The following is a 13,309-nucleotide window of genomic DNA, read 5'->3' on the forward strand; positions in this document are numbered from 1 at the left end:
TAGTGCGAAACGTTTATGCAAATCACGCATCAAGTTGCTGGTCTTCCCGAGTCTCTCAAGCCATACGTCCAGATTGACCAGTGGGGGACAGTTCCCGTTGTTCTAGGACACGGTTTTGGTACCGATAAAAGCGCTTGGGATTACCTAATGCCTTTCTTCCCTGAGGGCTTCACCTATATTCGCTATGATCTTGCAGGCTGTGGCTCCGACGAAGACACGTTGCGCCGCTACGACCTGCAAAGACACAGTCATTTGTATGGTTATGCTGACGATCTCATTGAATTACTAGATAGCCTTGGTGTCCAATCCTGCATATATGTTGGTCATTCCGTCAGTTGCATGATTGGCGCAATTGCCGCGATCGCCAGACCTGACTTGTTTCGACGACATATCTGGCTCAACCCCTCCCCTTGCTATCTCAAAGATGAGAATTATCCCGGTACCCTCACCCCCGAAGACCTACAGGCCATTTATGACGCCATGGTCACCAACTACCAAACATGGGCTGCGGGTTTTGCTCCCCTGATGTTTGGCCTGACCGAGGATCACCGGCTAGCTGATTTTTCAAAAACCCTCTTTCGATTGCAGCCAAGTGTTGCATTGCGCACACTTCAGGTCATTTTTGATTCTGATACAAGGGCGTTTGTGGGCAAAGTCTTTCAACCCGTGCACCTCATTTTCAATCGTGACGACTTTGTGGTTCCCCAACCTGTGGCACTGTGGCTGCAGGGGAAACTGCCAAATAGTACACTTGATTGGATCGACGCGCGAGGCCATCTTCCCCACATGACTCATCCTGAGGCCGTTGGCTCTTTACTCAAAAAATATATAATCCATTCTGATTAGGGCATGCTCAAAAGTTTGCACGAACACCTCGCCCGCCAACTTCTCCCTACTCCCGATGCCATTACAGCATTTTGTCATCTAGTTGCTAATTGGTCGCAGTCTGAGCTTGTCTTAGCCTTAACAGTCGATGAACATGGCAATCGGGCAGAGATTATCACCACAACCAGCACCAGCCGATTTCCCAACGTCGAAATTATTGCTCCGTGGCCAGATTTGGTTGAGGAGGCTGTCATTGATATCACGCCTTTTCTAAAACTGCCTTCTATCTTTTTCTGCCTTTTGGATAAGGTTGAGCGAATCGTTTATATTCCCTGCGGTGAGCCAGAGCAGTGGCGGCAAGGGTTGCTATTGGTGAATCCCGTAGAGGGGCTGCTGTGCCAACTCGCAGAACAAAAAGGCTACATTGCAGCTCTTTACCGGCAACTGTTGGCTCATCATCGCCAACGGCAAAACAGCTTCATCTTTGAAGTGCAATTCCAAGATATTTTCGACACCGTGCCGCTGGGCTTGGTTTTGATCAAGGGGGATGGCTCTACAGCGATGGTTAATGCCTATGCCAGTCAATGGTTGCAACTGCCAGCCGGAAGCCATCCGGTTCAGATTGTTGCCGAGCACATGAAACAAGCACGCCAGAGATGCGATAACCGCGATGAGTTAACCAGAATTTTTCAAGGGCTGAGTGCCGATGCCAACTTTAGTGCAAAGGGGGAGTGTCTGATGGGCGAGAAAACCTTCCTCATTGATACCCACCCCGTGCGAGGCGACAGTCGGCTAGGGCGTGTGTGGATCGTTTCTGACATCAGTGATATGCGCCAGCGAGAGCAAGCACTTTTGGCCTTGGCTTGGTTGGATCCCTTGACTGGGGCGTTTAATCGCCGCTTTCTCTTGAGTCGGGTTGAGGCTTATCAGTCCCAAGCAGCGACAGGAGACGCGCTGCTAATCGTCATGATTTTCGACATTGATCACTTTAAGCGCATCAACGATACCTATGGGCATGATCAGGGCGATGTGGTTCTGCGCACATTGGCGGCAAGGACAAAGCAGGTGATAGAGGCCTGTAAAGATAGTATTTTGGTTCGCTGGGGAGGCGAAGAATTTGTGCTGTTGTTTTTTGCCACCAATGAAGACCATGCTAAATCCGTTGCCGAGGAACTTTGCGCTGTGGTGAGAAGCCAACCAATTGAACTAGGGGATCAGCAGTTTTTGACTGCAACCATTAGTTTGGGTGGCACGCTTTTTCGACCCGGTGAACAGGTGCTCAGTGACTCGATTCCTCGCGCGGATCAAGCCTTGTATAAGGCGAAACATGGGGGGCGCGATCGCTGGGTTTGGGCATGACGCTTTACCCCACTGACTGGGATGAAAGCTCAGAAACGATTTGTTAGAGTAGCGGTGTCTAAAGGATGACTTGTACACCAGTTAAACTTGCATGACCTCCCCACGGTTTAGTTTTAGCGGCTTGGCGGTGACCCGCCACATCGGCACCCTGATGCTGACCCTGACTGTCATTGTGTTGGCGGTCTTTATTCTCATGCGGCTGCAAGTGGATTTGTTGCCGGCGATTACGTACCCGCGCATTGGGGTACGGCTGGATATTCCGGGCGTGGTACCTAGTGTTGCTGTTGAGGAGGTGACCAAGCCCCTTGAGGAAGCCCTGAGTCGCACGGAGGGGGTGGTGCAGGTCTATTCGCAAACCCGCGAAGGTCAAGTCAGTATTGATTTATTTTTTGAACCCGGTGGCGATGTCGATCAAGCCTTAAATGAAGCCACTGCTGCTTTTAACCGTGCCCGCAGTAGGTTGCCGGATATTATTGAGTCGCCGCGCCTCTTTAAGTTTGATCCGTCACAATTGCCGGTCTATGAGTTTGCCCTAACCTCAGAAACCCTCAGTGGCCGTGAGTTACGGGTCTTTGCCGACGAAGATTTGGATCGAGAGCTGAGTGTTGTCCCCGGCGTGGCGGGAGTCGATGTCTCTGGGGGGACAACCGAAGAAGTGCGAATTCTTGTGGATCTGGATCGATTGCAGGCCACGGGGGTGGGGCTAAATCAAGTTTTAACTGCTTTGAGCGATCGCAACCAAGATGTCTCAGGGGGACGCATTCGCGGCCAAACGGCAGAACCCTTAACCCGCACAGTGGGACGGTTTCGCAATGCCGGTGAAATTGAGGAGGTGATGCTGACGGGTGCCAATGGTCAGCGAGTCTATCTGCGGGATGTAGCGCAAGTCATAGATGGCAGTGCCGAGCAACGGGTATTTGTGACCCTCAATGGCCAACCTGCCGTCAAAGTCAGTATTCTTAAGCAGCCGGAAGCCAATACGGTGGAAGTGGCTGATGGTATCAAGCGCCGTTTAGCCGAGTTACAGGCAGCCAATCTCGTGCCCCGCGATGCGCAGATCATTCCTGTCCTTGATGAGTCGGTTTATATCCGCAACTCCCTGAACAATGTGATCACGGCAGGCCTGACGGGAACCCTGTTGGCGGCGATCGCGGTGCTGCTGTTCCTTGGCTCGGTGCGGCAAACCCTGATTATTTTGCTGGCCATTCCCCTGTCAACGATGGCCGCGATGTTGCTGATGGGGCTATTTAACTTCTCCCTCAATGTGTTTAGCTTGGGTGGACTCGCCCTTGGGGTTGGCATCGTTGTGGATAACGCCATTGTGATGTTGGAAACCTTGGCGGATATTGACCCCCACCCCATGAGCCAAGAACAGTACCTTGAGGAGGTAAAACGGCGTAGCCAAGGCATCGAATCAGCGCTTTTGGCCTCTACCCTCACTAACTTGGTCGCTATTTTGCCCTTTTTGTTGCTGGGGGGCTTGATTGCGCTGCTCTTTAATGAGTTGATTCTAACGATTAGTTTTGCGGTTGCCGCATCGCTGCTGGTGGCACTCACGGTCGTGCCGGCCTTGGCCTCCCGCCTTTTGGGGGTGCCGGTGCAAAATCGCCTACGGCAGGTCGCGTTTATTCGCCTTTTTAATGAAAAGTTCCTCTGGCTGACGGGGCGCTATGAATGGGCCTTGGGGCAGGTGCTACGGGCACGCTGGCTGGTGGTGGGGCTGGCGATCGCCCTTCTAGGGGGAGGCAGTTGGCTTTTAGCTCAGCAAATTCCCCAAGAACTGCTGCCGCGCATTAATACGGGTCAAGTCAACCTCATGGCCATTTTTCCACCGGGAACCCCCCTGCCCACCAGTCGGCGGGTCATGGCGGCAGTGGATCAGGTGCTGATGGCACAACCGGGCACAGAGGCCGTCTTTACCACAACGGGGGGTGCCCTCTTTGGCACGAATACAATTGCCAATCCGCTGCGAGCTAATAGCAACATCATTCTACGGCGTGGGGTGAATGTGGATCGCTACATTACAGAAGCAACAAAAGCCCTTGATCAACTTAACCTCCTGGGGGTGCGGCTGCGCTTGAGTCCCGGCCAAGTGCGCGGCATTATTCTCACCAACTCACCTGTACGCGGTGCCGATGTGGATGTGATGCTGCGGGGCAGTGATGAGCAGACCCTCAACCGCTTTGGTCGCCAAGTCCTCCAAGTCCTTGATGAAAAGGCTACATTGGTGCGCTTTCGTCCCGATGTAGATCCTCGCCAGCCAGAAATTGAAATTCTGCCGGATTGGGAGCGCGTCAGTGAACTGGGGCTGAATACCCTCAACCTTGGCCAGACGATTCAAACCGCCTTGGAGGGGTTTGTGCCCACCCGCCTGCAACGGGGCGATCGCCTAGTGGATATTCGTGTCCAACTGGACAGTGAAAGCATTCAAACGCCCGCTGACCTGACAACGATTCCCCTTTTTACCGCCAATAACCGTCCCCTCCGCCTTGGGGATGTCGCTCGCATCGAACCCAGTCAAGCCCCCGGTGAAATCCGCCGCATTAACCAGCAGCAGGTCTTTATGCTAGCGGGCAATCTTGTTGAAGGTGCCAGTCTCAGTGCTGCCCTTGCCCAAGTGAATGACATTCTCAACGATCTGGAGTTTCCGCCGGGGGTGTCCCTAATGCCAAGTACGGCGGCTCAAGCCAATCAGCAATTGCAACAGGCCTTAGTGGTCTTGGGTAGTTTGGCGGCCTTTCTCGTGTTTGTGGTCATGGCGGTACAGTACAATTCGCTGCTTGACCCCCTAGTGATTATGTTTACCATTCCCTTGGCCTTGGCCGGTGGCATTTGGGGCTTGTACCTGACACGGACGGCCATTGGCGCCACGGTCATTGTCGGTGCCATTTTGCTTGTGGGGATTGTCGTCAACAATGCCATCATCATGGTGGAGTTGGCGAATGAGATTTACCGACAGGAGGGCTGTAGCCGTAGCCAAGCCATTCGCAAAGCTGCCCCTGCCCGTCTGCGCCCGATTATGATGACCACGATTACAACGGTGGTGGGGATGTTCCCCTTGGCATTGGGGCTAGGTGAAGGCTCAGAATTTTTGCAGCCCCTTGGCATTGTTGTGTTTTCTGGCTTGGCTGTGGCAACACTGCTCACCCTCTTTCTTATTCCCTGTTTTTATGTGATTCTGCACGGCTTTGAGCGTATCGCCCAGCGCAGTCTTCCTGAGCCATTACCAGCACCAGTCGTTCCCCCCACGAGTCCCTCCCCTGAGGAGCTTCAGGAACGCTAAGCTGTAGGCCAACATTACTGTTTAGAGTGGTAGTGACGCCTCTGCCCAAGTCCTGCCGATGACTGCTGTTGACCCGCTTGCCGTTGGCCAACATACTCTCCTTGAGGTACGCCAACTGAGCGTGTTTTACCGCAATCAACCGCTGCTCAGCAATGTCAGCCTCACGATTCAGCCGCGCCAACTGGTGACCTTGATCGGTGCCTCTGGGTCTGGCAAGAGCCTACTGTTAAGCTGTTTGAACCGCTTGATTGAACTTTTTCCGCATCTCCATGTGACTGGCGAAATTCACTATCGGCAGCACGCCCTCAAGGAGTGGAATGCGTTGCAACTGCGCTGTCGTATGCCGATGATTTTCAGCAGACCGAGTCTCTTTCCAACATCAATCTATGAAAATGTCGCCTTTGGTGCTCGGGTGCATGGCTATCAAGGGGATCTCGATGCCCTTGTGCAATCTTCCTTGGAACAGGTGAATCTGTGGCAAACTCTGAAGAATCATTTGGGCGAGCCGGCACTAGAGCTATCCCTAGAGCAGCAACAACGCCTTTGTCTGGCGCGGGCGATCGCCCTGCAACCGGAGATTCTGTTACTGGATGACCCCTGCAGGGGGCTTGATACTACTGCGACCCGCCGCATGGAGGAGTGTCTATGCCACCTCAAACAAACCTACACCCTGATCATGGCAACCCATCACCTACGACAAGCAGCGCGGATTTCCGACTGGACAGCCTTTTTAGCCCTGCAAACCAATCCTCAGGGACAGACAGTGGGTCAACTGATTGAGTACGCTCCCACGCGCTTACTTTTTCAAAGGCCACAGCATCCCTTAACCTGCGATTATGTCAGTGGTCGTTTCTAATCATTCTCACTGAGCAGCAGTTTGGCAATGAACCCGTATAGAATTGGGGTGTAAAAGCTAACCTAAATATAGAGGCAGCTAGCTTTTTTAGCTTTACTCTGGGAAGTAGAGAGAAACGATGGGTACCTTAATCTTAGGTTGGTTGGATCGGCAGTGGCATAGGACATCATTTCTATGATGATCTGTTCCGAGTGTTTCCATCCCAATCCCGTTGGTGCTGTTCAATGTGAAGTGTGCTTTTCGCCCATGCCCAGTATGACTCCTTGTCCAAATTGCGGTGCCCCAGTTCAACCAGACGCTAGTTTTTGTGGCCAGTGTGGTTTCAATCTGCGTCGCCTTGCCGTCAGTGCACCCCCAATGCCAGAGGTAATGCAACACACAGCCAGTGCTGCACCAACCGTGGAAGCCGTTGCCCATCAAGGCCGCCTGACAACGCTACCCCCGCCGCCCCCACCACCGGCCCATGTCTTCTCGGTTGAGATTGCCACCATTGAAGCCAAGCTGATTCATGTGCAAACTCGCACAGAACTGCAAATTCCCACAGGGCGTCCCGTCATTCATATTGGCAAGCCCAATGATCGGATTCCCCCCGATATTGATGTGGCTGGCTTTCCCAACTCAGAAATTGTCTCCCGTATCCACGCAGATCTGCGGATTGAGGGGAATGCCCACTATATTGAAGATGTGGGAAGTGCTAATGGAACTTACATTAACAATACTCCCCTTTATCCGGGCAATCGTCACCGCCTGCAATCGGGCGATCGCATTGCCTTAGGCAAGGGAGATTTAGTCACTTTTATCTATGAACGCATCTCCTAGTTCTTTAGAGTGTATTCAGGTACGAAGAGGCGGTTAGACAACGTGATTACATTGACATTACTCCATCCCGTTCAAGCCACCCCAGTCCAAAGCTGGACCTTTGAGAATGAAAATGTCATCCGTATTGGCCGAGCAGTCGATAATCACGTCGTGCTCTATAGCGCGGTGGTGTCGCGTCACCATGTGGAACTCCGTCGTAATGGCTTGCAATGGGAAGTGGTCAATCTTGGCACCAACGGCACCTATTTGGATGGCAAACGTATTCAACAGGCAACCTTGATGGATGGTGGCATCCTGCGTTTGGCTCGCTCTGGACCCAATATTCAAATTCGCCTCGGTTCTGATCAGCGTCCCACCACTCCCAATGTCCGCATGGAAACGGTGCCCGAAGGTCGCTTGGTGGATGTTGAGAAGGGCACCTATTCAGGGGAAGAAGAAGCCATCGGTACAGCCGCCGAACCCACCTCCCGTGCTGAAGAAAGCACCCCCACCACCAGTAGTAGCAGTGCCACCGCCCAAGCGGAGGAAGAGGCTGAGTTTGCGGTGACAGGCCAACTACCGGTTCATTTACTCAGCGAGTGGCGTGCTCCCCCCGATTGCCAGCACAACCATGCCCAAGAGAACGATGTTTTTTGCATTGACTGCGGTGTGCCTCTGCGCGTCTGGAAAACCCTCGGCAACTACCAGATTATTCGTGCCCTTGGTCAAAGCAACATTTATTTGGGCTGGCGCAGTGGCTTAACGGCGGTGATTAAGGGACATAGTCTTGCGGCGTCACGCAACGAAATCCGTGCCTTTCAGCGCCAAGCGCGGCAATTGTGCAAAATCGAGCATCCGGTCTTACCCCAGTTTTGGGAGGCCTTTCAGTGCGGCAGCGATTCCTACTTGGTCTCAGAAATGATCTATGGCCAATCCCTAAAACAGCGGATTCAGGATCAAGGGCCAATGAACGTGATTGAGGTCAGTCGTTGGCTGATTCCTGTGTGTGAATTGCTTGAGGTGCTGCACCAGCAAGCCCCCCCTGTGTTGCATTTACACATTCGTCCCTCCAATCTCATTCATCCCTACGTTAAACGGGAAACAACAGAACTCGTGCTTGTGGGCTGGGGCAAAGCATCCGTCTTAACCTCTGACTCAGGGACATTTATTGGGACAGTGGGCTATTCGGCGCCAGAACAGCAGGAGGGAAAACCCGAACCCGCTTCCGATCTATTTGCCTTGGGGGCAACGATGGTGTACTTGCTCACGGGCTATGAACCAGAAACCTATTTCCGCTGGGGCACCCGTGAATATCGTCTCTATGCCGAGGACATTCCCCATTTGGATCCGCTGATGGTGGATTTAATTAACTGCTTGACCCATCCTGATCCTCGGGAACGCTATCCCAACGCCGCCGAAGTCAAGAAACGCTTGCAGGAAATTGCGACGATTACCCCCGCCGTCTCTTCAAGTGCCTCATAGAACATCAATTTTCACCAAACACTTGCACGCTTCCAGAGGGCATCAACACTAACCGCAGTAAAATCGGGCGATCGCCCCCCAAGGGACTGGCAAGGGGGCTTTGCTGTAAAGGAATTGGGGTGCGATCAATAAAGCGAACGGCTGCACCATTGAGGGGCAGCGCTTGAGCAAGGGTGCCATCGGGGTTGAGCACAATGCGGTATTCCAAACTCGTGTCTAAACTGGCCGGTGGGCGCCAACGGTCTTGAAAATAGGTTTTCACCTCCCGCAGGGTGGTTGCAGGGACGGGGGTGGTTTCGGCTGGAGGGGTGATCATTGGGGCAGGTTCAATACTGGCGGGCGCGCGGCCAGCGGGAGCTTGCACCACCACGTTATTTTGATCAGGGGGTTGCGGGGGAGGTGCCTCTTGGGGAACAGGGGGCGGGGGTGGCACGATCGCTGGGGGCGGCATTTCTGGCGGTGAGGGCAGCGGCACAAGGGTAGATGTTTCAGGGGCAGCTGGCGGCGGGCTAGGTAGGGGAGCCAGTTGTGGGGTTTCCGCAGGTTCTGGCAATTCTGGCAAAGGGGATGGCATCGCTAGGGGAGGCAAGTTAGGTTCCTCACGGGTGGCCTCAGAGGAAGTGACGACCATTGAAGCGGGGGGGATGAGCCAACGTTGGGTAACAAGGGTGAAGGCAGCAACCACACCCACGGCCACCGCTGCACTTTTGGCCCAGATTGGGATTTGAGCAACAATTGATTGGGCGCGCTCCACCAGTTCCGGCAACGGCTCCATCACGGCAGACCAGTCATCAAGAACCGTCACCAAATCGTATAGTTCTGTCAGTTGCAGAAGAATTACCTGCCCATCGGGTAGATGGAGTTCATGTTCGAGGGGCGATCGCGATCGCAGGACAAAGCCCTCTGCGGTTACTTCTGTCGGTGTTTGGTGATGACTCAGGAAAGCCTCAATATACTCGTTGACCAGCGTTTTGAGTTGATAGAGCTGGCGATCGTTGCCCTCAAAGCAGAGTTTTTCTCCGACAGCCAGTGTAAAGTGGAGCGATCGCACCGGCGCACGGCGCAGCTTCTGACTGAAGGGCAAAAATTCAGCAGCAACATCCAATTGGCAGGTGGGTTGAGAGTAGCTGAGGGTGGTACTCATTAGACATCGGAATGGGGAAACAGGGTGGGCAATTCAGGAGCTGGTGCAGGTATTGGTTCAGGTTCCACCAACGATAGTGAGGGGGGCGCGGGAGTAGTGCGTTCTAGCAGGGTGATCCAAAGGCGACGTGCCCCTTGGGGCGTACTGTAAAAGAGCAAATCCACGAGTAAATCTAAGGCCAGTTGTGCCAATTCACGACCATCGCTGCTGTTGTCGGCCATTCGCTCTTGATACAAATTGGTGAAGCGGTCAATGTAATCCCCGAGAATGGGTTCTAAGTGGGGCGGGCGACCTTGACTCGTCTGCTGTTGCCAGCGTTCAATGGCGGTGCGGATGGTTTGCTGGTGTTGCTGCGCTAAGCGGGTGCAGATCAAGGCCAAGGCACGGGCTTCATCCACATCCAATTTGCGTCGCCCATTACGACCTCGCCGCAGGGGACTTGATTGCCGCAGTCGCCATAACCCCACGCGATCGGGCAAATAGGCCTCAAACCCCATGGCTTCTGCCAATGCTAGTACCTCTGCCGAACCCACATGAGCCAAGGCTTCGAGACTCAGCAAAATCAGGTCAATTTGTGCCTTGATGGGCAGGGAAGAGGTCATCGTGCCACCTTATGCAGCGGTTAAACCCAACATTGCGCGTAACGTCAATGCCACAAATGTGAGGAGTCCCACCATGAGGCCAATAAGGGCGATCGCGCTCAGCGGACGCTTCAAAAGAGGCACCAATGGCTCAACGACATTCCACACTACGCCCAATAGAACCGTAACAAAATACCGTTGGTAGCGCAGGACATTTTCCCAAAAGCCATCCATTGATTGATGCTCCTAACTTGGTGACGCCAGTGGGCTTGAAATTGCTTTCATGATACTACTCCTGCGGAGACTCTAGGGAAGCACCACCCTTGGCCTATACCATAGGCACATAACTAGACGGCAGCACAAAGCCCTCCCGACTCACAACGGCACGGGTCAGTTCTTGGTAGGTGTGTTGCAACTGCTCTAACAGGCCTAGAGGAATAAGATGAGCACCCTCAAAGGCAGCAATCAACTCGCGGTAGTACCAAAGAACCCCCTCTCGACCCGCCCGAAAACGTGCCCAAACATCACCACCAATGTTGCCATAGTCTCTAAGAATGCACAGTAGGTTGTGCAATTTATCACTGGCGGAGACCAGTTGAGTGTCGCGATCGGCAGTGGTGCCCTGTTGGATGTGTTTGATATAGGCTAGTTTGCGAGTTGCCCAAGGCAATTTTGCATCTCCTTCTAGGGTATTGGCCACTGAATCAGAACAGGCGCGGACAATTGCAGCAACGCGATCGCCATAACGCTCACGAATAGCCTCTAGGGTCAGCAGTCCCCCTTGATCTTCAACAGCATCATGGAGCAAGCTGGCGATCGCCACATCCTCATCGGCACCATACTCAAGGGCGATCATTGATACTGCGACTAAGTGGGAAATATAGGGCACATTTGATCCCTTGCGCGTTTGTTCACGATGCAGAACAGCGGCATACTCCAAAGCATCGAGATAACGTAGAGAGGGCATCTGCTTCACCTCAAGCATCTATTGCTATTGTGCAACAGCTCTTTTCTGAAATGTGGCGTACATGAAGGGGATGCGATTCTCTTCTGTACCAGTTTTCGGAGTTTTGAGTGTCTTTGGCAGCAATACGAACTCGATCAAGACATTGGCCGCAGTTGCCAAGACCCTGATTTCTTTAGCATTTCCTTTTGGAAGAGTCGGGTGGCTTCCCAAGTTATTTTTATCAAAGGGGCGGTGAAACCGTTGATTTATTATCCCCACTGGATTCCAATTACTTGTATGAATGGTAACATTCTGCGATACATTAACCTTGACCCCGCGCCCACAGGGACGATCGGGCAGGTGATCGAGGTTTGTAACGAAAACTGTAGCTATGAAGTTCTTGTCAATTCCTTTGAAGAGTTACTCAGTCACGATGCTCAGCAGTTGATCGCAGGTGACTATCAATTCAATCCAGAGTATGAAGAAGTCATGCTTCAAACCCCCAAAAATATACTGGAGTGGGAAATGCCAGACTGGCTGGCACGCTTGGCTTAAGGGAGAATCACCATGCACTTGTCATATTTAGATCATATTATAAAGATTTGTTAACAAATTGAATTGCTTATTGTTGTCAAGGATAATTTTGTTAGATGTGCCTCTGAGCGCGCTCCCTGCATAGCGGCTTCCCATGGGCAATGAAGCAAATACGGAACAGAAAATTATCCTACCGTTGCTCAAGCAGTGGGGCTATCAGTCTTCTGAGTATCAAGCCAAACCTCGAATTGGAAAGGGCTACCCTGATTTTTTGGTGACCTTACCGATGGCGGGCGATCGCCCCCTGAACTATCTGATCATTGAGGTGAAAACCCCAGTGCAGTCCCGGCTGACGGGTGGCCAGCAATTGAGGTACTACATGGAAGCAGCGCAGGCTGTTTTTGGGTTACTCACCAATGGCCGAGAATACCACCTTTTGTATCAAAATCCCCTTAGAGAACCACTTCAACCGGTGACATGTGCTTCAGGGATCCTCGATAAACAAACCATTCAGAAACTGACTAAAATTTTACACCGCTCTGCAGCCGCTGCTCTAGTGACTGCCTTAACCCAGCAAAGGCTCAAAGTCTATCATTATTTTGAAAAGGCACTTGCAAAGAGTTTGTCTATCTCCTCAACCGCTTCTCAGGAGTCACCCATGATCATTACTGTCTTTAATCACAAGGGGGGCGTTGGCAAAACAACGCTAACCCTCAATCTTGGTGCTGCCTTTGCCACGATGGGTAAGCGAGTTCTCTTGATTGATATTGACCCACAGTCCAACTTAACCATTGGCGTCGGCATTAACCCCCTCAAAGATGTAGAAGAGCAAGGCAAGAAGGATATTGCTGACCTATTGCTAGAGCCAAAGGTTGGCTTAGAAGATGTGGTCTATCAAAGAGCTTGGGGCAACCTACACCTTGACATTGTTCCCGCCCACATTCGCCTAGCTGACAAGGAGCCCGCACTCATCAGCACGATTGATATTGATCGGGTATTACAACGAAAACTCAAAAATCATGGCTATGACATTGTGCTGATTGATCCACCACCCGCCTTTGGTAAAGTCAATGCCATTGCTTTGATGGCATCTGATGGGGTACTCATACCGACGCAATTTGCTCCCTACCCTATACGGGCAATAGAGTACGTTCTAGCCCGCCTTGAGGCCATGAGGGATGCCATGGAAACTCCGCCTCAACCCCTTGGAATCGCTGTGAGTATGTATAATCGTACAACATCGGCAGCTAACTATGAGATGAAAGAGAAGTTGTCGAATATTCTTGAAAAAGCAGCCAATGGAAGACAGACCGTGCAAATTCTACCCGAATCAACATGGATTGCACACCGAGTTGTGATGTTGCGAGCCACAGAGTCTCAGCAACCGATATTTAGTAGAAAATTTTATGAAGAATTAAATCGATCAGATAAAGAATCGATTGATGATTTAACGACTTCATTTGAAAATTTAGCTCGCTATCTTTCTACTCAGGCATCATAG

The 13,309-nt window shown here is 52.2% G+C and carries 12 protein-coding genes; 8 read left to right on the forward strand and 4 right to left on the reverse strand.

Annotation, left to right across the window (positions count from 1 at the left end; genetic code table 11):
• Positions 1-15: 15 nt before the first annotated feature.
• The 6 genes from RHH27_RS12955 (at position 16) to RHH27_RS12980 (ending at position 8,603) form a co-directional block, all read left to right on the forward strand.
• Entirely contained in the window at positions 16-846 is an 831-nt protein-coding gene (locus RHH27_RS12955) for an alpha/beta fold hydrolase (RefSeq protein WP_206200477.1), read from the forward strand.
• A 3-nt stretch (positions 847-849) separates the two neighbouring features.
• Positions 850-2,184 (forward strand): GGDEF domain-containing protein, encoded by a 1,335-nt coding sequence (locus RHH27_RS12960; RefSeq protein ID WP_302677334.1) that lies wholly within the window; start codon positions 850-852, stop codon positions 2,182-2,184.
• A 91-nt stretch (positions 2,185-2,275) separates the two neighbouring features.
• On the forward strand, positions 2,276-5,467 hold the full coding sequence (locus tag RHH27_RS12965; RefSeq protein ID WP_302678476.1) for an efflux RND transporter permease subunit: 3,192 nt from the start codon (positions 2,276-2,278) through the stop codon (positions 5,465-5,467).
• A 58-nt stretch (positions 5,468-5,525) separates the two neighbouring features.
• Positions 5,526-6,323: a phosphate ABC transporter ATP-binding protein gene (locus RHH27_RS12970; protein ID WP_206200480.1), complete on the forward strand. Its 798-nt coding sequence runs from the start codon at positions 5,526-5,528 to the stop codon at positions 6,321-6,323.
• 174 nt (positions 6,324-6,497) lie between these two features.
• Entirely contained in the window at positions 6,498-7,142 is a 645-nt protein-coding gene (locus RHH27_RS12975; protein ID WP_206200481.1) for an FHA domain-containing protein, read from the forward strand.
• Positions 7,143-7,184: 42 nt separating this feature from the next.
• A complete protein-coding gene (locus tag RHH27_RS12980) occupies positions 7,185-8,603 on the forward strand; it encodes a protein kinase domain-containing protein (protein WP_302678477.1) in 1,419 nt (472 codons plus the stop codon).
• A 4-nt stretch (positions 8,604-8,607) separates the two neighbouring features.
• Here RHH27_RS12980 and RHH27_RS12985 read toward each other — a convergent pair whose 3' ends face one another.
• The 4 genes from RHH27_RS12985 to RHH27_RS13000 form a co-directional block, all read right to left on the reverse strand.
• Entirely contained in the window at positions 8,608-9,747 is a 1,140-nt protein-coding gene (locus RHH27_RS12985; protein WP_302678478.1) for a DUF4335 domain-containing protein, read from the reverse strand.
• Positions 9,747-10,349, reverse strand: a complete 603-nt coding sequence (locus RHH27_RS12990) for a DUF3038 domain-containing protein (protein ID WP_149821313.1) — start codon at positions 10,347-10,349, stop codon at positions 9,747-9,749. Before RHH27_RS12990 ends, RHH27_RS12985 begins: the two co-directional genes overlap by 1 nt.
• A 9-nt stretch (positions 10,350-10,358) precedes the next feature.
• Complete coding sequence (locus tag RHH27_RS12995; RefSeq protein ID WP_149821311.1) at positions 10,359-10,562, reverse strand: DUF751 family protein; 204 nt, start codon at positions 10,560-10,562, stop codon at positions 10,359-10,361.
• Positions 10,563-10,656: 94 nt separating this feature from the next.
• Complete coding sequence (locus RHH27_RS13000; RefSeq protein WP_149821309.1) at positions 10,657-11,295, reverse strand: HD domain-containing protein; 639 nt, start codon at positions 11,293-11,295, stop codon at positions 10,657-10,659.
• Positions 11,296-11,316: 21 nt separating this feature from the next.
• On the opposite strand from RHH27_RS13000, the gene RHH27_RS13005 reads away from it, so the two are divergent.
• Together RHH27_RS13005 and RHH27_RS13010 are read left to right on the forward strand one after the other, a co-directional pair.
• The gene (locus RHH27_RS13005) at positions 11,317-11,829 is read left to right on the forward strand and encodes an SMI1/KNR4 family protein (protein WP_302678479.1); all 513 of its coding nucleotides are present in this window, start codon (positions 11,317-11,319) and stop codon (positions 11,827-11,829) included.
• Positions 11,830-11,962: 133 nt separating this feature from the next.
• Positions 11,963-13,309 carry an AAA family ATPase gene (locus tag RHH27_RS13010; protein WP_302678480.1) on the forward strand — a complete coding sequence of 449 codons (1,347 nt, stop codon included), beginning with the start codon at positions 11,963-11,965 and terminating at the stop codon, positions 13,307-13,309.

The organism is Thermosynechococcus sp. PP555, assembly GCF_031583225.1.
Taxonomy (GTDB): Bacteria; Cyanobacteriota; Cyanobacteriia; order Thermosynechococcales; family Thermosynechococcaceae; genus Thermosynechococcus.